Below are 22695 nucleotides of genomic sequence, written 5' to 3'. Positions count from 1 at the left end.
AGTTCCGCGAAAACTCTGGTGATTTCTTATATTGGTATGCAGACCCAAGAAGTGGCAATAAAACCCAGCTTAAAAGTGGTGATGAAGTCTGATACTGAGATGCTTGATGAGGTAATGGTGGTTGCTTTCGGTACAGCAAAGAAGTCTGCATTTACGGGTTCGGCTAAGGTGGTTGGTACCGAAAAGCTGGAGCAGTCGCAAGTGACGAATGTTACTGATGCCTTGGCAGGTGCTGTGCCGGGTGTGACACTGACTTCCAATGACGGTGCTCCGGGTTCAAAGTCATCCATCAAGATTCGTGGTTTTAGCTCAATCAATGCAAAGAATGACCCTCTGATTATTGTGGACGGCGCTCCTTATAGCGGTGATATTAATAATATCAATCCTAACGACGTTGAGTCAATGACAGTATTGAAGGATGCGGCTTCCAATGCTCTTTACGGTGCTCGTGGTGCTAATGGTGTAATTATCATCACTACCAAAAGGGCCAATATGTCGGGAGAGGCTAAGGTGACTTTTGATGCTAAGTGGGGTGCTAACACTCGAGCGTTGCAGAAATATGAAGTGATTGACAATCCTGGCATGTACTACGAGATGCATTATCGTGCCATGAACAATTATTATAAGTCAACGGGAATGAATGACCAAGCTGCATGGCTTGAGGCAAACAAGAATCTGTTTGGCTCCAACGGTGGATTGGGATACAATGTATATACAGTTCCCGATGGGCAATTCCTCATCGGTCAGAACGGTAAACTTAATCCCAACGCCACATTGGGTAGAGTTGTGAATTATAAAGGACGTGACTATCTGCTGACTCCGGATGATTGGGAAGATGTGGGAATGCGTACCGGTCTGCGTCAGGAATACAACTTCTCGGTGAGCGCAGCCAATGAAAAGTCCTCTTTCTATGTTTCTTTAGGTTATCTTGGAAATGAGGGTATCACTGAAGGCTCTGACCTGAAACGTTTGACAGGCCGTTTGAAAGCCGACTATCAGGCAAAGAAGTGGTTGAAGATTGGTGGTAATATGGGATATGCACGTTTTGATTCTAACTCGTTGAGTAACAATGGTACCAGTTCGTCTACCGGTAATATATGGGCGTTTGTTACCCAAATGGCTCCCATCTATCCCGCCTACGTGCGCAATGCTGACGGCAGCATCATGGTGGATAATAATGGTATTGGAATGATGGACTACGGTAGTGGTATCAATGCAGGTATGCAGCGTCCTTTCATTGCTGATGCCAACCCTATTCTAGACAATAAACTAAATACCAGAAACTCTGAAGGAAATGCCATTAACGGCAACGCCTTTGTAGATATAACTCCTATAGAAGGCCTAAAGGTGACATTCAATGGTGCTTTCAACTTGGATGAGACACGTCATAGTTACGTTTACAATCCTTACTACGGGCAGTTCGACTCCACTGGCGGTACAGTGAGTAAGTATCATACACGTACTTACGATTACAACCTGCAACAACTTGTTTCTTATGCCCGTTCGTTTGGCGACAATAACTTCGATATTCTTTTAGGTCACGAATATTATGATTATCGCTACTATGAACTTGGGGCCAGCAAGTCGCAGATGTTCTCTCAAGGCAATAAGGAATTGGATGGTGCCATTATCGACGGACAAGGTGCTTCTTCCTATAAAGAGCGTCGTAACAATGAAGGTTTCTTCGGCCGTTTGCAATACAATTATGACGAACGCATCTTCGGCTCGGCTTCTTTGCGTCGTGATGCTTCCAGCCGTTTCCATCCGGACCATCGCTGGGGTACATTCTGGTCGGTAGGCGGTGCGTGGCTTATCAACAAAGAAAGCTGGTTTGATGCTTCATGGGTGCAGGAACTGAAGCTGAAGGCTTCTATTGGTTCACAAGGTAATGACAATATCGGTGACTTCCTCTATACGGATAGATTTAACATTATCAACTCTAACAACAGCCTTGGTACTTCATTTAAATCTAAGGGCACTAAAGACATCACTTGGGAAACCAACACTAACTTCAATATCGGTGCAGAGTTCCAGTTGTGGAACCGTGTGACCGGTAGTATCGAGTACTACAGACGTAAGACTTCGGATATGTTGTTCTCATTTACCGTGGCTCCATCATTGGGTTATGCTTCCTATATGGACAACGTTGGTAACATGGTCAATAGTGGTGTGGAAATGGACTTCAATGTGAATATCTTCGATACACGTAACTTTACGTGGGATGTGAATGTGAACATTTCAACCTTGAAGAACCGTATTACGATGCTTGATCCTGATAAGTTGATTACTACTGAGTATACAGCTGATGGAAAAGGATATAAGGGCTATTCTAACGGAAGCTTCTTCATTGGTGAGGATTTGTCTATGTTTACATGGCGCTTGAAGGAGTATGCCGGAGTGAATGAAAAGGGTGAGTCTTTGTTCTATAAGAATGTCAAGGACGAGGCCGGCAATATCACCGGACGTGAAACGACTACGAATCATGCTCAGGCTGACTATTACATCACAGAGGAAAGCTCAATACCTAAGGTGTATGGTGGTTTCGGTACCAAACTGAAAGTATATGGCGTGGACTTCGGCATAAACTTCACTTACCAGATTGGTGGTAAGCAATATGATGGTACGTATGCTTACTTTATGTCGTCACCTTATGGTACGGCTGGTTACAACTACCATAAGGATTTGCTGAACTCATGGACTCCTGAGAACACAAATACTAATATCCCTCGTTTCCAGATGAACGACCAATATTCAGGGGCAATGTCTACGCGCTTCTTGACAAATGCAAGCTTCTTGAATATCCAGAATATTAATGTGGGCTACACGTTACCTTCCAAGTGGACAAGAAAGTTGGCCATCAACTCATTGCGCGTGTATATGTCGGCAGAAAATGTTTTCTATTGGTCTAAACGTAAAGGGTTCGACCCACGTCAGTCATACGACGAGACAACCAATGCTACTTTCTATTCACCGATGCGTACCATCTCCGGTGGTGTGTCATTTGAGTTCTAAACCTAATATATAGATTACAATGATTATGAAGAAGAATATATTCAAACTATTTTCGGTTATGGTCGTATCGGCCACGGTATTGACCGGCTGTATAGAAGAGGTTTTTCCCGAAGATTCTACAGCGACCTCCGATCAGATTGGTGCATCGGCAACAGCGATTGAGGCTTCGCTTAATGGCTTGCCATCGCAAATGGTACAAGGCTATCTAGTGTACGGTAAGCAAACACATGAGACCGACCTTGCTTATCCCTCATTGATGTTGGCCCAGACAGAACTGCTGGGTGATGTCGTGGCTACGGATTACGGATATGACTGGTGGTGGCGCTTCAATGCCAATAATGGTATGAACGACACCGGCTATTATTCATATTTGCCTTACTTCACCCTATATAAGTTCGTTAAATCGGCCAATGACGTGATTGCGGCCGTTGATGTGACTGATCCCACAATTACCGATGAAATGCGTGGGCTTGGAAGTATAGCCCATGCTTTCCGTGCATTGGACTATTATACGCTGATGGTACTTTTCGAACCGGTAGAAAACATCTATACCGATTGTAGCAAGGTACTGGGGCTGACGGTGCCCATCGTGACTGAGGCAACAACTAACGACATTGCGAAGAGCAATCCGCGTGCAACCCACGAAGAATTGGTGAATTTCATTCTTGCCGACCTTGACAAGGCAGAGATAGGTCTGGAGTCTTATACACCTGTCAGTAAGAACTTCCCTGACTTGGCGGTCGTATATGGTCTGAAGGCCAAAGTATATATGTGGGATGGTCAGTTTGCTAAAGCTGCCGAGTATGCCCGCAAGGCTATTGATAAGTCGGGAGCAACACCTATGAGCGAATCACAGTGGCATAATCCCACTACCGGTTTCAATACGGCTACTTCTGCATGGATGTGGTACCTTCACCCCACGGCTTCCAATATGGGTAATCTTGCTAATTTCATTGGTCACATTTCCAATGAAGCGGATTGGGGATATGCTTCTTTGTCTAAGCTCCAGATGGCACGTTCACTTTATGACGCGATTCCTGCTACCGATTTCCGCAAATATTCTTACCTTGACCCGGACAGAAGTACTTACGCTTACCAGTCAGTGAGAGGCAATGCATGGCTGGATGAACAACCGGATTATATGTCATTGAAGTTCCGCCCCGTGGGTGGTGACTATAACACTTATTCTGTGGGTGCGGCTGCAGATATTCCCGTGATGCGTGTGGAAGAGATGTATCTCATAGAGGCTGAAGCAGTAGGTGCCAGCCAGAATGTGGCAGCAGGCGTACAGTTGTTGAATAACTTTATGAAGCAGTACCGCCAGAGCAATTACAATTTCAGTACGGGTGATTTGCGTAATTTCCAACTTGAGGTGTTGAAACAGATGCGTATCGAGTTCTGGGGTGAGGGAATCGCATTCCCCACGGCTAAACGTCTGAAACCGGATGTCATTCAGAATTATGAGGGTACCAACTTTATAGAAGATATCTTCAAGATAAACTGTAAAGGTGTGAAGCCCAACTGGACATTGATGATTCCTAAGACCGAGGTCGATTCAAATACTGCCCTTCAGGGAATGAACAATCCGGACCCGTCCGGTGCTATTGCTAAACGTCCTACTCCGATAGGGGAGTTTGCACCGGGTAACAATTAACCAATGAACTAACTTTTAATAGAATTTGTATATGAATAAGATATTCAATAAATTGTTTTTGGGCTTGGCCGTATGCGGTTTGGCTATGACGGCTTGTTCAGACGGTGTGGAGTGGGAGCCTTCTCCGGTTCCTACCGAGGGTGTACAAGCTTATATCTATGCTGATAACACTGATTTGACTTATTATCCGAATGATGAACAGGTTTTTGTAGTCAAAATCGGCCGTCAGAAAACGGATGCGGCTGCATCTATTCACTTGACTACAGATGCGGAGAGCGTAACAGTGCCGACAACGGTTGATTTTGCTGCCGGTGAAGCACTCAAAGAAGTAAAGATTGCGTTTGACATAGCTGTGGGTACTACTGCATCTTATACTATTGCCATTCCTGAAGAAGATTCCTATGTTTATGGTTCACCCAAGGTGACGGTCAATATAAAGCGTGACTATACTTGGCTCAATATAGGTACAGGCTACTATACATCTCAATTATTTGGAGAGGGTTGGGATCAACCTGTGCTGAAGGCTAAAGAGGCTAATATCTATAAGCTGGAAGATTGCATTACGAAAGGATATCCCATCATGTTTACGCTAAGCGATGACAATCAAGAACTGATAGGTTGGGATCCTCAACCTACTGGTTATGACAAGACGGACTATGGTATGCTATACTTTGCAGCAGCAGGTATGGAGCGTAAAGGAAACGTGTTGTCTTTCCCGATGCAGGGCTTGGTAGTACTTGACAGTGGTAAATGGGGAGTACTGTATCAGGGATTCACGGAAACGCTGGAGATGCCGGAAGGGTTTTGATTATCCTGGCAATTAGATAATATGTAATTTGAAATGGCATGTAAGATGAAGTTCGACTTCATTTTACATGCCATTTTTCTATTGTGTCTGTTTTTATTTTATTCCGCTTTTTAAGGCGCTTCCGCCAAAATTATTTATATTTGCTGCCCGAACCAACAATACGTATATATAATAAGGTATAGAAACTATGAAAGAATTTGTAATTTCCGAAGTGCAGGCAGAAACAGCGGTATTGGTAGGTCTCATCACTAAAACGCAGGATGAGCGAAAGACGAACGAATACCTGGACGAGCTGGCATTCTTGGCTGAGACAGCCGGGGCGGAAGTAGTGAAGCGGTTTACCCAAAAGCTGGATGCAGCGCATTCCGTGACTTATGTCGGCAAGGGCAAGCTGGAAGAAATTAAAGAGTATATCCGGAATGAAGAAGAAGCCGAACGCGAAATCGGCATGGTGATTTTTGATGATGAACTCTCCGCCAAGCAGATACGCAATATAGAAGCTGAACTCAAAATCAAGATACTGGACCGTACGTCCCTGATTCTCGATATCTTTGCCATGCGTGCCCAGACTGCCAATGCAAAAACGCAGGTGGAGCTGGCGCAATACAAGTATATGCTTCCTCGTCTGCAACGTTTGTGGACCCACTTGGAACGCCAGGGTGGTGGCTCCGGTGCCGGTGGAGGTAAAGGTTCCGTGGGACTTCGCGGCCCGGGTGAAACGCAGCTGGAAATGGACCGCCGTATCATCTTGAACCGTATGTCATTGTTGAAGGAGCGCTTGGCTGAGATTGACAAGCAGAAGTCTACCCAGCGGAAGAACCGCGGACGCTTGATTCGTGTGGCATTGGTGGGATATACCAATGTAGGAAAATCCACATTGATGACTTTGCTTTCGAAAAGTGAAGTCTTTGCAGAGAATAAGCTGTTTGCCACGTTGGATACTACGGTGCGTAAGGTGATTATTGAGAACCTGCCGTTCCTGCTATCCGATACGGTGGGCTTTATCCGTAAATTGCCGACGGATTTGGTAGACTCCTTCAAGTCTACTCTGGATGAGGTACGCGAGGCGGACTTGCTGTTGCATATCGTAGACATCTCTCATCCGGATTTTGAAGAACAGATAGAAGTTGTGAACAAGACGTTGGCAGATATCGGTGCCGCCGGTAAGCCCATGATTCTTGTATTCAATAAGATAGACGCTTATACTTATATAGAGAAAGCGGCTGACGACCTTACCCCCAGAACCAAGGAAAACTTGACACTCGAAGAACTGATGAAGACGTGGATGGCTAAGATGGAGGATAACTGCCTCTTTATTTCTGCCCGCGAAAAAATCAATATGGAGGAACTGAAGAGTGTAGTTTATCAGCGTGTGAAGGAATTGCACGTGCAGAAGTACCCCTATAATGACTTTCTTTATCAGACCTACGAAGAAGAAGTTTAATTTTAGTTATGAGTTATAAGTTATGAGTTATTTGCTGGCAGCGGTTTGAATCGGTAGTGCCGGCAAAGGCAATAACTTATAACTCATAACTCATAACTCGTTATAAGGATGAATTACAGAAGACTGACCGAAGATGAAATTCTCCGGTTGAAGAGCCAGTCATGTCTGGCTGATGATTGGGGGAAAGTAACCGTTGCAGAAGAGTTCTCAACGGAATTTGTGCATCATACCCGTTTTTCGGGTGAGGTGTGTTTGGGAGTGTTCCATTCAGAATTTATGTTGCCGGGAGGAATCAGGAAGCATTCCGGTTTGCGGCATGTGACGCTGCATAATGTAACGGTGGGAGATAACTGTTGCATTGAGAATATCCAGAACTACATTGCCAATTATGAAATAGGGCATGACACCTTCATTGAGAATGTGGATATTATTCTGGTAGACGGTGTGTCGAAGTTCGGTAACGGGGTAGAAGTGTCTGTCCTGAATGAGACGGGAGGCCGTGAGGTGCTGATTAATGATAAACTCTCCGCACACCAAGCCTATATTCTGGCGCTTTACCGCCATCGCCCGGAGCTGATTGCACGGATGAAGGAAATCACGGATTTTTATTCCAACAAACATGCTTCTGCTGTAGGAAGCATCGGGAACCATGTAATGATATTGAACACCGGTTCCATAAAGAATGTGCGCATCGGTGATTATTGCCGCATCTGTGGTACATGCCGTCTGTATAACGGAAGCATCAACAGCAACGAGGTGGCGCCGGTACACATCGGGCATGGGGTGATTTGTGATGATTTCATCATCTCTACCGGGTCTCATGTAGATGACGGAGCTATGCTGAGCCGCTGCTTCGTGGGGCAGGCATGCAAGTTGGGACACAACTACTCTGCTTCGGATTCTTTGTTTTTCAGCAACTGCCAGGGAGAGAACGGGGAGGCGTGCGCTATTTTTGCCGGACCTTATACGGTGACACACCATAAATCCACGTTGCTGATTGCCGGTATGTTTTCCTTTATGAATGCCGGTTCGGGGTCCAATCAGAGCAACCATATGTATAAGTTAGGGCCTATCCATCAAGGCACTTTGGAGCGTGGTGCCAAGACGACTTCCGATTCGTACATCTTGTGGCCTGCAAGGGTGGGAGCGTTTTCCTTGGTAATGGGGCGCCATGTCAACCATTCTGATACTTCGAACCTGCCGTTCTCTTACTTGATAGAGCAGAATAATACCACCTACCTTGTACCCGGTGTCAACCTGCGTAGTGTGGGTACCATCCGTGATGCCCAGAAGTGGCCGAAACGTGACGGGCGTACCGACCCGAACAAACTGGATTACATCAACTATAATCTTCTCAGCCCCTACACGGTGCAGAAAATGTTCAAGGGACGGGAAACGTTGCAGAATCTGCGTCATGCCAGTGGCGAGCTTTCGGATATCTATTCTTTCCATAGTGCGAAGATACGTAACTCGGCTTTGGTGAAAGGTATCCGCTTCTATGAAATAGCCATTCATAAGTTCCTCGGAAACTCTGTCATCAAGCGCTTGGAAGGCATTGACTTCCGGAGCAATGAAGAAATACGTGCCCGTTTGAAGCCCGATACTGCCATTGGCAGCGGCGAATGGGTGGATATTTCCGGATTGATAGCCCCAAAGAGTGAGATAGATGCGCTGATAGACGGTATTGAGTCCAGCAAAGTCAATCGCTTGAAGTCTATCAATGCCGAGTTTGAGAAGATGCACAGCAACTACTATACCTACGAATGGACCTGGGCGTATGAGAAGTTGGAAGAGTTCTATGGTATCAAGCCGGAAGGTATGACGGCAGAAGACGTCATACATATTGTCGAAAAATGGAAAGAAGCAGTAGTTGGCCTCGACCGCATGGTGTATGAGGATGCTAAGAAAGAATTTTCACTGGCTTCCATGACGGGCTTTGGAGCTGATGGCTCACGCTTGGAAAAGGAACTCGATTTTGAGCAGGTACGCGGCGACTTTGAAAGCAATCCGTTTGTAATGGCTGTGCTGAAACACATTGAGGTGAAGACGGCGCTGGGCGATGAACTGATAGGGCGGATGCAGCGGGTGTCAGAAAATTAATTATGATTTGTTGCGTTTTTACTCTAATTAAAGAATTATTTCAATAATAGTTTTTACCTTTGCTCGGTAAAGGCGGTTTTGTGCTGCCTTTGCTACCCGAATCACTTTTAAACATTAAATATACGAGTAATTATGGCAACAACACCTCCGTTCAAGTATCAGCCCATGTTCGAGAAGGGGAAAGATACTACTGAGTATTATCTGCTTACAAAAGATTACGTGTCAGTAAGCGAGTTTGAAGGAAAACCTATCCTGAAGATTGAAAAAGACGGTTTGACGGCAATGGCCAATGCGGCTTTCCGTGATGTATCGTTCATGTTGCGTCGTTCGCACAACGAGCAGGTTGCTAAGATTCTGAGTGACCCCGAAGCAAGCGATAACGATAAATACGTGGCACTCACCTTCCTGCGCAATGCAGAGGTAGCATCCAAGGGGGTACTTCCTTTCTGCCAGGATACGGGTACGGCAATCATCCACGGCGAAAAGGGACAACAAGTATGGACCGGCTACTGTGATGAAGAAGCTCTCTCACTGGGTGTTTACAAGACTTATACCGAAGAGAACCTGCGCTATTCGCAGAATGCTCCCCTCACCATGTACGATGAGGTGAATACGAAGTGCAACCTTCCCGCACAGATTGACATCGAAGCTACGGAAGGTATGGAGTACGAGTTCCTCTGCGTAACCAAGGGTGGTGGCTCTGCCAACAAGACTTATCTCTACCAGGAGACAAAGGCTATCCTCAACCCCGAAACATTGGTTCCCTTCCTTATCTCAAAAATCAAGACTTTGGGTACGGCAGCTTGTCCTCCCTATCACATCGCATTCGTTATCGGCGGTACCTCTGCCGAAAAGAACTTGCTGACTGTGAAACTGGCTTCCACCCACTTCTACGATAACCTACCCACTACCGGCAATGAGTTCGGCCGCGCTTTCCGCGATGTGGAACTGGAGAAGCTGGTACTGGAAGAAGCTCATAAGATTGGCCTCGGTGCCCAGTTCGGCGGCAAGTATCTGGCTCACGACATCCGCATCATCCGCCTGCCGCGTCACGGTGCGTCCTGTCCCGTGGGGCTGGGTGTTTCCTGCTCTGCCGACCGTAACATCAAGTGTAAAATCAATAAAGAAGGTATCTGGATTGAAAAGCTCGACAGCAATCCGGGTGAACTGATTCCCGAAGAACTCCGTAAGGCCGGTGAAGGCGACGTGGTGAAGATTGACTTGAACCAGCCGATGGCCGATATTCTGAAGGAACTGACCAAGTATCCGGTTTCCACCCGTTTGTCTCTGAATGGAACCATTATCGTAGGCCGTGACATCGCACACGCCAAGCTGAAAGAACGTCTGGACCGTGGCGAAGACCTGCCGCAGTACATCAAAGACCATCCCATCTACTACGCCGGTCCTGCCAAGACTCCTCAAGGCATGGCTTGCGGCTCCATGGGCCCGACTACTGCCGGACGTATGGACCCGTATGTAGACCTCTTCCAAAGCCACGGCGGCAGCATGATTATGCTTGCCAAAGGTAACCGCAGCCAGCAAGTGACAGATGCCTGCCAAAAGTATGGCGGTTTCTACTTGGGCTCTATCGGTGGTCCTGCCGCTATCTTGGCACAGAACAACATCAAGAGCATTGAGTGCGTGGAATATCCCGAACTCGGTATGGAAGCTATCTGGAAGATTGAGGTGGAGAACTTCCCTGCATTCATCTTGGTGGACGATAAGGGCAACGACTTCTTCAAGCAACTGAAGCCCTGGAATTGCAGCAAGTAAAACAGAAGCCTTTTAGAAAGGCATAATATAAGGAAAGCCGTAACGGAGAAAATCTTGTTACGGCTTTTTTGTTTTGTAGAGGAAAACAAAGTGTTTCGCGGCATAGAACACTCTGTTTCATCAAGCAAAACAAACTGTTCCTTTATGTTGAAACAAATTGTTTCAATAGGAAGAAACAAACTGTTCTTTCATGTTGGAACAAAGTGTTCTTCCCTATTGGAACACTCTGTTCTGCCTTGATAAAACAGATTGTTCTCTATAGGAGAATAAAACTGAAACTCGTTTGTTGTCGTATTTTTGTTACATTCTCCTTTTCATTTCTCGGTTAACTTCTTTATCTTTAGCCCTCCAAACAACCAATTTAATAAAACATGGAACCAACTCTTACACGACAAACTCCGGCACAACACATCGTATGGCTGGATGTGGTACGCCTTGTTGCAATGTTTACAGTAGTTTGCTGCCATTGCACAGACCCTTTTAACTTCTATCCGGGCACATCGCCCGACATTGTTGACATCAAGTTCTGGGGAGCTGTCTACGGTGCGGCGCTCCGTCCTTGCGTACCGCTTTTTGTAATGATTACCGGTGCATTGCTGTTGCCGGTACGGGGTGACGCCTCGGCATTCTACAAGAAACGTATCCCCCGCGTATTCTTTCCTTTCCTCATCTGGTCTGTGATTTACAATCTGTTCCCCTGGATAACGGGACTGCTGGGAGTGGAGCCGAAAGTGATTCTGGATTTCTTCCCTTATTCGGGTGAGGAAGTGATGCGCCAGTCTCTGGCAGTGAGCCTGGGATATATTGCAGAAATGCCTTTTAATTTCTCTCTATTGGATGTACACATGTGGTATATCTATCTGCTGATAGGGCTTTATCTCTATCTTCCGATATTCTCGGCATGGGTGGAGAAGGCCTCGGAACGTGCCAAACTATGGTTTCTTGCAGCATGGGGAGTGACACTGCTGCTGCCTTATTATACCGAGTTTGCCGCTCCGTACCTTTGGGGGACTTGCTCGTGGAACTCGTTCGGTATGCTGTATTACTTTGCCGGTTTTAACGGCTACCTATTGTTGGGCCATTATCTGAGGAACCATAACTGGACGGGCCGGCAACTCTGTGGCATCGGCATTCCCATGTTTGCCATTGGCTATGCCGTAACATTCCTTGGTTTCCGTCGTATGACCTCCTTGCCGGATTTTACGGATGAGATGCTCGAACTCTTCTTCACCTACTGTTCGCTGAATGTAGTAATGATGACCATCCCCGTGTTTATGCTTTGCAAGCGGGCCAATTTCCGTTCGGAGCGCATCAAGAAAGCATTGGCAAACTTGACGCTCTGTGGTTTTGGAGTCTATATGATACACTATTTCTTTACCGGACCGAGCGTAGTCCTGATGCGTGCTATCCATGTTCCTATCTATCTTCAGATACCTTGTGCCGCAGTCGTCGCTTTCTGTACTTCCTGGTTTCTGGTGGCAATGGCATACCGTTGTTTCGGGAAGCGGACCAAGTGGGTGCTGGGGTAGTTTGGATGAAAGATTGTTTATCTTTAAAGGAGGAGATTTAGGGCTTATTATCTCCTCCAGATTCTCCACATATAGTAAGCGCAGTGCGTGAATGCGAAAACAAACGAGATAATCAGCAGCACTTTGCTTTCTCCCCATCCCACAGTCTGTTGGTGCCACAGTCCGGTGATGACACAAAGAACGGCAAGGATAAGTCCAATCATGTTCAAGGTCACCTGCCCGTGGCGGGTGTCGCCTCCATGCTCCAGCTTACTGTGCTTCATGCCGTAGCCCACGTAGATGTCCAGACCGATGAGCATCCACAGCACCAGGCGTATCCATGTATCGGCAGGAAGGAACAACATCATGCAAAGGCAAGTAAGAATACCCAGTATGGGGATAAGTGGAACAAGTGGGGTTTTAAAGGAACGGGGCACGTCAGGCATGGTTCTGCGTACTACCAGTACAGCGGCACAGACCAGCGTGAAGGCCATCAGCGTGCCGATGCTTGTCATCTCTCCGGCCAGCCGTGCGGGTACAAAAGCTGCCAGCAGGCCCACAAGTACCATGAAGAGCAGGTTGCTGCGTGCCGGAGTACGGAACTTTTCGTTGATATGCGAGAAGAAAGGAGGCAGCAGCCCGTCATGGCTCATGCTTAGGAATACGCGGCTCTGTCCCAGCAGTGTCACCATGATGACGGAGCAATATCCGAACAGAATGGACAGCACGATGGCACGGTTCAGCCAGGGATAGTCCGGCTGGATGATACCTGCAGCATCAGCCTGCCCCATGTGCTCTATGGCTATGGCAACGGGAGCAATGCCTTGCTGTCCGCTGAAGGCGGTGTAGTGTGCCACTCCCGTCATGACGTGGGCAAAAACCATATAGAGCACGGTGCATACCAGCAAGGAGACCAGAATGCCGATAGGCATGTTCCGCTTCGGGTTCTTCGTCTCTTGGGCGGCTGTGCTCACAGCGTCGAACCCGAGGAAGGCGAAGAATACGATGGCCGCCCCTCGCAGGATGCCGGAGAAGCCATATTCGCCCAGCACGCCCGTATTGGCAGGGATGTAAGGTGTATAGTTGTCGGTATTGATGTATTTCCAGCCGAGTATGACAAAAATCAGTATGACGGAAACCTTCAGGAATACAATGAAGCCGTTGAAGATGGAGCTGCCTTCCGTACCCCGTATCAGGAAGAGGCTCATCAGCACGACGATAAGGAAGGCGGGGATATTTACGACTCCGCCATCCCAGGGACAGGCGGTGAGGGCTTGCGGTAGATGTATGTCCAGTCCCTCGAGAAAGACGACCAGATAGCGGCTCCAACTGATGCTTACCGTGGTTGCGGCTACGGTGTATTCCAGTACCAGGTCCCACCCGATAATCCAGGCGATGAGTTCGCCCATCGTGGCATACGAGTAGGTGTATGCGCTGCCGGCTACGGGTATCATGGACGCAAATTCCGCATAACACAGTCCGGCGAAGCAGCATCCCAGTGCGGCAATGGCAAAGGACAGTGTGATGGCCGGTCCCGTATAGCCTGCCGCCACCGTTCCGGTGATGGAGAATAGACCCGCTCCGATGATGACTCCCACGCCCAGGGCAACAAGGCTCCACGGACCAAGTACACGTTTCAATGTTTTCTTTCCGGAGGCATTAGCCTCCGCTTGCAGTGCCTCGAATGGCTTTCTGATGAATAATCCCATTATGCTTCAATTCTGATAAATCGGGCGCAAAGGTACGGATTATATTGCTTATTCCATATAGCGCGCTACTTTTCCACTGATTTGCAGTAGGGAGATTTCACATAATTTGGTATCATATTCCGCGGAGAGAATACGTTCTTCTGCATCCAGCAGACTCTTTTGGGCTTCGCGCATCTCGATTCCCGAGAGGTTGCCCAGCATATATCGTTCCATGGCAATCTCGTGGTTCTCCTTGGCAGCCACAAGGTTCTGGCGTTCCAGGTTCAGCATTTGCAGGTTGTTTTGGTAGGCCTGCCATAGGTTGCTGAGGTCGGCGCGCAGGGCTTGCTCCAGTTGCTCCCGTTCCAGGCGAGCGTTCTGCACGGCAATGCGGGCATTCTTGCGTTCGCGGCGCCGGTTGCCGTCGAACAGATTGAAGCCGACCGTGACGCCGAAGTTCAGACCGAGGTTGCTGCGGCGGCTGTTGGCAGAGATGTCATACTTGTTGAGGGTGTAGCCGTATCCGCCGTTCATCTTCACGTATGGGTAGTCGCGCGAGCAGACTTTCTTGTAGTCCAGACGGGCCAGGGTATTGTTCTGTTCGGCACGTAGCAGTGAGGCGTTGATGGTGAGGGTGGCGTTCCACAGCTCCTCGAAGTTCAGGGAGGCGGTCACGTTGATGAGGCTGTCTTGTATGATAAACGGCTGGTCTACATCTTTGTTTGCCATGAGTTCGTTCAGCTGGATACGTGAGGTGTGCAGCAGTTCCTGCTGTTTCATGTATTGGGCACTGTCGGCATTGAAGTCCACTTTGGCCTGCTGGTAGTCCAGGCGCGAGAAGTTACCGATGTGGTAACGCTCTTCCACAATGCGCAGGCGCTCTTTGGATAGCGATACGGCATAACGGAAGTTCTTCAAGCGGATTTTCTGCTGCACATAGTTATAGTATTCGGCGGCTATGTTGGCTATCAGGTCCTCGATGGCGATGCGCGTATTGGTCTCGCCTTGGCGTTCCAGCTCCTTGAGCCGTTGGTAGTTGGCGGTAATGTTGAAACCGTCGAAGATAGTCCAGTTCAGGTTGATGCCTGCATCGAGAGTTTGGTCAAACACTCCGTTGTCCTTGGTTGTCTCTCCGGTGGCTCGGGCTTTGGTCTCGGTATTGTCTATGGTTCCCTTGTAGCCGGCGGAGAGGTCCAGTGTGGGCAGGTAGCCCGCATTGCCCAGTGTGGCGTTGTTCTTGCTGACCTGCTCTTCATTGCGGACAATGCGCAGGGAGTAGTTGTTCAGCAATCCCTGCTCCAGGCAGGACTTCAAGGTGTAGGTAGGCGCAGGCTGTGCATAAAGGCCCAGCGCTGTGCAGGCAGTGGCTATGAAAATTAAAACAATGCGTTTCATTCGGTCTTCAGTTTACTTCGGTTCGTTGATACATAACTATATATGGCAGGCACGATGTACATCGTCAGCAGTGTGGAGATGAGCATGCCGCCTACGACGGCAGTACCCATGGCGATGCGCTGGTTGCAGCCTTCGCCGGTGGCGTAGGCAAGCGGTATCAATCCCAGGATGGTGGAGGCACTCGTCATCAGGATGGGGCGCAGACGTTGCAGGGAGGCGTCCTTGATGGCTCGCATCTTGTCTTCACCCGCTTCCTGCTTCTGATTGGCAAATTCCACAATCAGAATACCGTTCTTTGCCACTAGACCAATCAGCATGATAATACCAATCTGGCTGAATATATTCATCGTAATCCCCCCGAAATACATGAACACCAGTGCGCCGGCAATGGCGAGAGGCACCGTCAACATGATAATCAGCGGGTCCTTGAAACTTTCGAACTGGGCGGCCAGAATCAGGTAAATCAGCACGATGGCCAGAATGAAGGCGAACATCAGACTGGAGGAACTCTCCCTATACTCTTTGGAGTCTCCGGTCAGTGCGGTGCGGAAGGTCTCGTCCAGCGTCTCCTTGGCAATCTTGTCCATTTCATCCAGACCTTGTCCGATGGTCTTGCCGTCCGCCAGTCCCGCGGAGATGGTGGCAGAAACGAAACGGTTGTAACGGTACAGTTTCGGAGGTGCGATGCCGCCGGTAAGCTCAATCAGGTTGTCCAGCTGTACCATGTTCCCGTTGTCGCTTCGGATATAGATGCCTTTCAGGTCGGCGGGCTTGTTGCGTTGCTGGCGGTTGATTTCGCCTAATATCTCGTATTGCTTTCCGTTCATGTAGAAGTAGCCCATGCGCTGTCCGCTCAAGCCGTATTGCAGGGTTTGGGCAATGTTCTTGGTGCTTACGCCCATGATGCTCGCCTTGTCACGGTTGATGTTGATGCGCGCTTCAGGCTTGCTGAACTTCAGGTTTACGTCTGCCATCTGGAATACCGGATTTTCGTAGACCTTCGTCATGAACTTGGGGAGCACCTCCTGCAATTTCTCGATATTAGTTGCCTGCAATACATACTGCACGGGCATACCGCCGCGCCGTCCTCCGAATGAGGAGGACTGCTGTACGAAAGAGCGTGCCATGGTCTTTTTCTGCACTGCCTTCGACAACTTTTCGGCAACCTCCATCTGGGTATAGTCACGGTCTTTCATGTCTTTCAGTGTGATACGTACGTTACCGCTACCACTGGATACACGCGCTGTTACCGCTTCTGCATCCGGGATAATGGAGTCCACCAGATGATTGATGTCTTCGGTATAGTCGCGGATATATTCGTAAGTCACTCCTTCGGCACCCATTGTATTGATACTGATTTGCGAACGGTCCTCCAATGGCGCCATTTCAGCCGGGATAGTATTCCAAAGGACTCCGATAAGCAGGATGGTGACGATGGTGAAGGGCAGGGCAATCCAGCGCCGTTTCAGGAAGGCGGCCAGTGACTGGCTGTATACCCGGTTCATCCCTTCGAAGAAAGGTTCGGTCTTGCGATAGAACCAGCTCTGCTGTTCCCTTTTGATTAAAAGTTTGGTGGCAAGCATCGGCGTAAAAGTCAATGCGGCGAAGGAGGAGATAATCACCGAACCGGAGACCACGATACTGAATTCGCGGAACAGTCGTCCTGTCGTACCGTCCATGAATACAATAGGGAAGAATACCGCCACCAGCGTAATGGTAGTGGAGATGACGGCAAAGAAAATCTCCTTGGCTCCTTCTATGCCGGCTTCTTTCGGTGGCATTCCTTTCTCGATGCGGACATAAATGTTCTCCGTCATCACGATGGCGTCGTCCACCACCAAGCCCACGGCAAGCACCACGGCAAGCATGGAGAGCACATTGATGGAGAAACCGGCCAGATACATGACGAAGAAAGCTCCAATCAGCGAAACGGGGATTACAATACATGGCACAAGCGTCACACGCCAATCGCGCAAGAAGAGGAAAATGATGATGATAACCAGTACAAAGGCCTCATACACCGTCTGCTTCACCTCGTCGATAGAAGCGCGGATAAACTTGGTATTGTCAAAACCGTAGTTGTAATGAACATCTTCGGGAAGGTCTTTCTTCATCTTCTCCATGCGGTCATATACGGCGTTGGCTATTTCAATGTGGTTGGCACCCGGCTGCGGAATTACTACGACACCTACCATGGGCACACCGTTCATCTTCATATAACTTTTGATGTCGGCTGGTCCCAGTTCGGCACGTCCAATGTCGCTGAAGCGGACAATACGGTTACCGTCTTCCTTCAGGATAAGATTGTTGAACTCTTCGGCTGTATGCATCAGACCCAACGTACGGATGGTGAGCTCAGTAGTGTTTCCTTCGATACTTCCGGAAGGGAGCTCTACGTTTTCGTTGTCCACCGCATTCTTTACATCCAGAGGAGTGATTCCATAGCCGGACATCTTGATGGGGTCCAGCCAAAGCCGCATGGAATAGCGCTTTTCTCCCCAGATGCTTACACTACTTACATCTGAAATAGTCTGAAGCTGCTCCTTGACAGTCAGGTCGGCTATTTCACTGAGCTCCAGTAGGGAACGTTTGTCACTTTGGAGGGCAACCATCAGGATAGGGGTGGCGTCCGCATCGGCTTTTGATACGGTAGGAGGGTCACAGTCACGAGGCAGATAGCGCTGTGCACGCGACACTTTATCACGTACGTCGTTGGCGGCGGTTTCCAGGTCAACGGAAAGCTCAAACTCTACTGTAATGCGTGATGAGCCTTGCTGGCTGACACTGGAGAGGGAGCGTATGCCGGGAATACCGTTGATGTTCTGCTCCAGAGGCTCCGTTATCTGGTTCTCGATGACATCGGCGTTGGCACCCGGATAGGAGCAGGATACTGATATGATAGGATTGTCTACAGACGGGTACTCGCGTACACCCAGATAATTGTAGCCGATGAAGCCAAACAGCAGGATTATCAGGGTAAGTACTGTCGAGAGTACCGGTCGCCGTATACTTAATTCGGATATATTCATTCTTTACAATTGATAATTAACGGTTGATAATTGACAGTTGTCAATTGATATTGTCCAGTGTTACCGGTAGTCCGGTACGGAGTTGCAGGGTTCCCGAGGTGATGATGGTATCTCCTGCCTGTAAGCCTTGCAATACTTGTACTTCCGCTTCCGTACGGATTCCCGTAGTAATCTCTACCGGCTGGGCTTTTCCCGACTTATAGAGGAATATCTTGTCTTTTCCCATTTCCGGTACAATGGCTTCGGACGGTACGGCAAGGGCGTCCTGAATTTCATCCTTGTTCAGCTTGATGCTGGCATAGCGGCCCGGAAGCACAGCTCCGTTGGCATTGGGATAAAGTGCACGGATTGTCAGGGTATGGGTAGTAGGGTCTATCTTTGATTCGCGTGCATAAACCGTGGCGTGGAAGGTATTTAGCTTTCCTTCGAGAGTGAAGTCCAGTCCGGCGCCGGTCTTTACGTCATTGGCATACCGCTCGGGTACGGCAAATTCCACCTTCAACGGCGAAATCTTGGTGAGTTTGGCTACAATGGTTGTAGGGGAAGCGTAAGTACCCACACTGACTTGGCGCAGACCGATGACACCGTCGAAAGGAGCACGCAGCTCAGTTTGTGCGATGTTCGATTCTATCAGGTCAATGTCGGCATTCAGGGTGGCCAGCTCGGTCTTTACTTGTTCGTAGGCTTCTTTACTGACCGCATCCCTTTCCAGCAGGGCGTTCTGGCGAAACACGCGGTCTTCTGCCAACTTTAATTGGGAGACGAGGCGTTGCAATTGTGCTTGCAGCGGCCGGTCATTAACTTTGGCAAGTAATTGTCCTTTCTTGACGAAGCTGCCTTCTTCAAAATTTATCTCTATGATTTTGCCGGATGTCTCGAAAGAAAGGTCCACTTCCTCATCCGGCAGCAGGCTGCCGCTGATTTGTATTTCATCCTTCAGCAGTTGCGGTTTGATTATTTTTGCGTTTATGTTTAGAATTTTCTTACCGCTACGTTGACCGGTCATCACCTTGTCTGCAGCGGCTAATTCTTCATTCTCTTTAGGTAATTGGGAGTAGATTCCTCCTCCAATCAGTCCGGCACCAATCACGATAATGATGCCCCATTTAACTCTCTTATTCATGTTGTAGTATTAGTAGTAATAAAATCAGCCTTAGATTAGACTACGGGAAAAGAGAATAGTTTAAAAGATAAAGAGTTAAAAAGTGTAAGAATATGGATTGGAAAGGTGATAAAATGACAAATCAGTAAGCAGCCCGGTATTTTCCCTCCTCCTTGTCCTCCAGCATGTTCAGATAAGAAGCGTAACGGGATTCGCTGATATAGTGCTTCTCGACAGCCTCGCGTACAGCGCATCCGGGTTCGTGGCGGTGGGTACAGTTGCCGTAACGGCAGTCGGCAGATACCTTGAATATTTCCGGGAAGTAGTGGCCTATCTCTTCTTCTTCCATATCGAATGTTCCGAAACCTTTGATGCCCGGAGTGTCAATGATATATCCGTTGCCCGGAACCGGGAACATTTCTGAGAAGGTAGTGGTGTGCATACCTTTATTATGATAGGTGGATATCTCTCCGGTTTTAATCTCTATATCGGGCAGTATTGCCTTGATGAGTGTCGATTTCCCTACTCCGGAATGTCCGGAAAAGAGGGTTATGCGTCCTTTGAGTTCTTTCTCGATAGTGTCGATGCCTTCCCCTTTTCTGGCAGAAACCTTGAAACAAGGATAGCCGATGGTGGTGTAAAGGTTGATCAGGCTGTCCAGATAGTGCAGTTCCTCTTCATCGTAGGCATCCACTTTGTTGAATATAATCTTGACGGGAACACGGTATGCCTCGGCAGAGGCGAGAAAACGGTCTATAAAGGTAGTGGAGGTCTCGGGATAGTTCACCGTCACTATGAGCATGCACTGGTCGAGGTTGGCAGCAAGAATGTGCGATTGCTTGGAAAGGTTGGAGGCGCGGCGGATGATGTAATTCTTCCGGTCCTCTATCTCGCTGATAAAGGCCGTACCTTCTTGGTTCAGTATGATGTTCACATAATCGCCTACAGCCACGGGATTAGTGCTTCGTATGCCTTTCAGCCGGAAGTTCCCTTTGATTTTACATTCAATCTCCCTTCCGTCGTCAGTCCGTACCAAGTACCAACTTCCGGTGTTTTTTATAACGAGTCCCCTCAAAATAATTGAAAGTTGAAAGTTGAAAGTTGAAAATGGAAGGTTGAAAGGCTTCTATACTTGGTATATCGGTTTATTTTCAACTTTCCATTTTCCGTTTTCAACTTAATTAAACGGTCATGATTTCTTTATCCTTTGCAGCCAGCATGTCATCAATCTGCTTGATGAACTTGTCGTGAATCTTCTGCAGCTTTTCTTCACCGCCTTTCTGGGCGTCTTCGGCCAGTCCGTCCTTTACGGATTTCTTCAAGGCGTCGATGGCATCACGGCGTGCATTACGTACACTTACCTTGGCAGTTTCTCCTTCTCCCTTACACTGTTTGGCAAGTTGTTTACGGCGTTCTTCCGTCAGTGGCGGGATGCCGATACGGATAATCTCACCATTGTTTTCGGGCATGATGCCGAGACTGGAGTCAATGATGGCCTTTTCAATGACGCGGAACATGCTCTTATCCCATGGCTTGATGGCAATGCTGCGTGCGTCCGGAGTGGTTACGGCTGCCACATTGTTGATAGGAACCATACTTCCATAAGAATCCACACGGATACCGTCCAGCAAACGGATATCGGCTTTTCCGGCGCGGATATGAGCCAGTGCCTCGTCCAGATACATGATGGCCATGTCCATACTTTCTTGCGCTTCGTCTAAGATGTCTTTTACGTCTCTCATATTATTTTCGTTTTGAAATAGCTTTGATTTGAAACTTTGCAAATATAATTATTAAATTGAAAATTGAGAATTAAGAATTAAATAACATTCATTTTTTATTCTCCATTTTCCATTCAATTGTGCACCAGTGTACCGATTTCTTCTCCTTGCATCACTTTTTTCAGATTACCCACTGTGTCCATGTCAAAAACGATGATGGGCAGGTTATTCTCTTTGCACATGCAGGTGGCAGTGAGGTCCATCACTTTCAGACCGCGCTTCAGCACTTCGTCGTAGGTGATGTCGTGGAACTTCGTGGCTGTCGGGTCCTTCTCCGGGTCGGCGGTGTAGATGCCGTCCACACGGGTACCTTTCAGCATGACATCCGCCTCAATCTCGATGCCGCGCAGACTGGAACCGGTATCGGTAGTGAAGAACGGATTGCCTGTACCGGCGGACATGATGACTACTTCGCCTGCTTCCATACATTCGATGGCACGCCATTTATTGTAGAATTCACCGATGGGTTCCATACGTACGGCAGTCAGCACGCGGGCCTTCACGCCGGCAGCTACCAGAGCCGAACTGAGTGCAAGGCTGTTGATGACGGTTGCCAGCATTCCCATCTGGTCGCCTTTCACACGGTCGAACCCTTTGTTGGCACCGCTCAATCCGCGGAAAATGTTTCCACCGCCTATCACGATGCCTATTTGTACTCCCAATTCGTGGATTTCTTTGATTTGAGCTGCGTACTCGGCAAGGCGTTTCTCGTCGATGCCGTATTGCTTTTCACCCATCAGGCTCTCGCCGCTGAGTTTCAATAAGATTCTTTTATAGGTTGCCATAATATATAGTTTTGTTACATTGCTTTGCAGCAAAGATAAAGAATTAAACTGAAAAGTGCAGCAGAATGTGGTAGGATAGTTGCCTAACGCACAGTCTTTAGGAACTCGTCCATGCTGTGATATAACGGAACGCCATAGCGGTTGCAAGTAATCCGCACATTGTCGTAGCGGTAGAAACCGGGTTCACAGATAACGTGCAGTTTGCCCGAACGCATGTGCAGTCCCATCTCCAGCAGGGTGATGGGGGACTTGCTGCTTGCCAGGATATTCATGATTATCAGGTCGGCTTTTTCCAGATGTTCCAGTTCCCAGTTCACTTGATGTTCAAAGTCGGACATTTCGCCGCTGAGTCCCTTGTCCCTTCGGGGATTGTATAGGATGTATTTACCTTGGGGGCGTGCGCGGAACCAGTCGCAGGTTGCCTTTTGCCAGTCTATGCTTTTGCCCATGTCGATGGTGCCTGCCAGGAAAATTCTGGTGTATTCGGCTTCGTTCACTTCGGCTTTGCCTTCATCCGGGTGGAGTACTATAACCTCGGACTGAGCCTGCAGCCCGATAGGAAACAACAGCAGTAAAAGCAGGTAGAGACTTTTCTTCATGGTTGGTGATGGTTTTA

At 48.2% G+C, this 22695-nt stretch carries 15 protein-coding genes; 7 read left to right on the top strand and 8 right to left on the bottom strand.

Annotation, left to right across the window (positions count from 1 at the left end):
* The 7 genes from CSD97_RS10405 to CSD97_RS10370 form a co-directional block, all read left to right on the top strand.
* On the top strand, positions 1-3012 hold a 3012-nt coding region (locus CSD97_RS10405), incomplete at its 5' end, for a SusC/RagA family TonB-linked outer membrane protein (RefSeq protein WP_243635191.1).
* 25 nt (positions 3013-3037) lie between these two features.
* Complete coding sequence (locus CSD97_RS10400; protein WP_225982625.1) at positions 3038-4666, top strand: RagB/SusD family nutrient uptake outer membrane protein; 1629 nt, start codon at positions 3038-3040, stop codon at positions 4664-4666.
* A gap of 31 nt (positions 4667-4697) precedes the next feature.
* Positions 4698-5474, top strand: coding sequence for a hypothetical protein (locus CSD97_RS10395; protein ID WP_022402281.1), 777 nt, complete (start codon positions 4698-4700; stop codon positions 5472-5474).
* Between the two features lie 187 nt (positions 5475-5661).
* Positions 5662-6918 (top strand): GTPase HflX, encoded by a 1257-nt coding sequence (hflX, locus tag CSD97_RS10390; RefSeq protein ID WP_009037207.1) that lies wholly within the window; start codon positions 5662-5664, stop codon positions 6916-6918.
* Positions 6919-7026: 108 nt separating this feature from the next.
* Positions 7027-9018, top strand: coding sequence for a DUF4954 family protein (locus CSD97_RS10385; protein WP_022402282.1), 1992 nt, complete (start codon positions 7027-7029; stop codon positions 9016-9018).
* A gap of 132 nt (positions 9019-9150) precedes the next feature.
* Positions 9151-10791 carry a fumarate hydratase gene (locus tag CSD97_RS10380; RefSeq protein ID WP_005835073.1) on the top strand — a complete coding sequence of 547 codons (1641 nt, stop codon included), beginning with the start codon at positions 9151-9153 and terminating at the stop codon, positions 10789-10791.
* Between the two features lie 371 nt (positions 10792-11162).
* Entirely contained in the window at positions 11163-12320 is a 1158-nt protein-coding gene (locus tag CSD97_RS10370; RefSeq protein ID WP_009037205.1) for an acyltransferase, read from the top strand.
* 47 nt (positions 12321-12367) lie between these two features.
* On the opposite strand, the gene CSD97_RS10365 is transcribed toward CSD97_RS10370, so the two are convergent.
* From CSD97_RS10365 to CSD97_RS10330, 8 genes are all read right to left on the bottom strand, one after another.
* The gene (locus CSD97_RS10365) at positions 12368-14008 is read right to left on the bottom strand and encodes an amino acid permease (protein WP_005835078.1); all 1641 of its coding nucleotides are present in this window, start codon (positions 14006-14008) and stop codon (positions 12368-12370) included.
* A gap of 48 nt (positions 14009-14056) precedes the next feature.
* Entirely contained in the window at positions 14057-15382 is a 1326-nt protein-coding gene (locus CSD97_RS10360; protein WP_005824250.1) for a TolC family protein, read from the bottom strand.
* Positions 15379-18411: an efflux RND transporter permease subunit gene (locus CSD97_RS10355; protein ID WP_057087088.1), complete on the bottom strand. Its 3033-nt coding sequence runs from the start codon at positions 18409-18411 to the stop codon at positions 15379-15381. The genes CSD97_RS10360 and CSD97_RS10355 overlap by 4 nt, the downstream gene beginning before the upstream one ends.
* 40 nt (positions 18412-18451) lie before the next feature.
* The gene (locus CSD97_RS10350) at positions 18452-19534 is read right to left on the bottom strand and encodes an efflux RND transporter periplasmic adaptor subunit (RefSeq protein ID WP_005835084.1); all 1083 of its coding nucleotides are present in this window, start codon (positions 19532-19534) and stop codon (positions 18452-18454) included.
* A gap of 121 nt (positions 19535-19655) precedes the next feature.
* Positions 19656-20588 carry a ribosome small subunit-dependent GTPase A gene (rsgA, locus tag CSD97_RS10345; protein WP_034523089.1) on the bottom strand — a complete coding sequence of 311 codons (933 nt, stop codon included), beginning with the start codon at positions 20586-20588 and terminating at the stop codon, positions 19656-19658.
* A gap of 106 nt (positions 20589-20694) precedes the next feature.
* Positions 20695-21255 carry a ribosome recycling factor gene (gene frr / locus CSD97_RS10340; RefSeq protein WP_005824243.1) on the bottom strand — a complete coding sequence of 187 codons (561 nt, stop codon included), beginning with the start codon at positions 21253-21255 and terminating at the stop codon, positions 20695-20697.
* A 113-nt stretch (positions 21256-21368) separates the two neighbouring features.
* A complete protein-coding gene (gene pyrH / locus CSD97_RS10335) occupies positions 21369-22079 on the bottom strand; it encodes a UMP kinase (protein ID WP_005835090.1) in 711 nt (236 codons plus the stop codon).
* A gap of 83 nt (positions 22080-22162) precedes the next feature.
* Complete coding sequence (locus CSD97_RS10330; RefSeq protein WP_005824239.1) at positions 22163-22678, bottom strand: nucleoside 2-deoxyribosyltransferase domain-containing protein; 516 nt, start codon at positions 22676-22678, stop codon at positions 22163-22165.
* Between the last annotated feature and the right edge of the window lie 17 nt (positions 22679-22695).

It is taken from the genome of Bacteroides sp. AR29 (assembly GCF_900217715.1).
Taxonomy (GTDB): Bacteria; Bacteroidota; Bacteroidia; order Bacteroidales; family Bacteroidaceae; genus Bacteroides; species Bacteroides uniformis.
The sequence above is the reverse complement of the archived record's forward strand: the minus strand, read 5'-3'. Positions and strand labels throughout refer to the sequence as shown.

Coding starts and splice junctions, on each gene's coding strand:
- CSD97_RS10400 (WP_225982625.1), top strand. CDS start 3,038: ATGAAGAAGAATATATTCAAACTATTTTCGGTTATGGTCGTATCGGCC.
- CSD97_RS10395 (WP_022402281.1), top strand. CDS start 4,698: ATGAATAAGATATTCAATAAATTGTTTTTGGGCTTGGCCGTATGCGGT.
- hflX (WP_009037207.1), top strand. CDS start 5,662: ATGAAAGAATTTGTAATTTCCGAAGTGCAGGCAGAAACAGCGGTATTG.
- CSD97_RS10385 (WP_022402282.1), top strand. CDS start 7,027: ATGAATTACAGAAGACTGACCGAAGATGAAATTCTCCGGTTGAAGAGC.
- CSD97_RS10380 (WP_005835073.1), top strand. CDS start 9,151: ATGGCAACAACACCTCCGTTCAAGTATCAGCCCATGTTCGAGAAGGGG.
- CSD97_RS10370 (WP_009037205.1), top strand. CDS start 11,163: ATGGAACCAACTCTTACACGACAAACTCCGGCACAACACATCGTATGG.
- CSD97_RS10365 (WP_005835078.1), bottom strand. CDS start 14,008: ATGGGATTATTCATCAGAAAGCCATTCGAGGCACTGCAAGCGGAGGCT.
- CSD97_RS10360 (WP_005824250.1), bottom strand. CDS start 15,382: ATGAAACGCATTGTTTTAATTTTCATAGCCACTGCCTGCACAGCGCTG.
- CSD97_RS10355 (WP_057087088.1), bottom strand. CDS start 18,411: ATGAATATATCCGAATTAAGTATACGGCGACCGGTACTCTCGACAGTA.
- CSD97_RS10350 (WP_005835084.1), bottom strand. CDS start 19,534: ATGAATAAGAGAGTTAAATGGGGCATCATTATCGTGATTGGTGCCGGA.
- frr (WP_005824243.1), bottom strand. CDS start 21,255: ATGAGAGACGTAAAAGACATCTTAGACGAAGCGCAAGAAAGTATGGAC.
- pyrH (WP_005835090.1), bottom strand. CDS start 22,079: ATGGCAACCTATAAAAGAATCTTATTGAAACTCAGCGGCGAGAGCCTG.
- CSD97_RS10330 (WP_005824239.1), bottom strand. CDS start 22,678: ATGAAGAAAAGTCTCTACCTGCTTTTACTGCTGTTGTTTCCTATCGGG.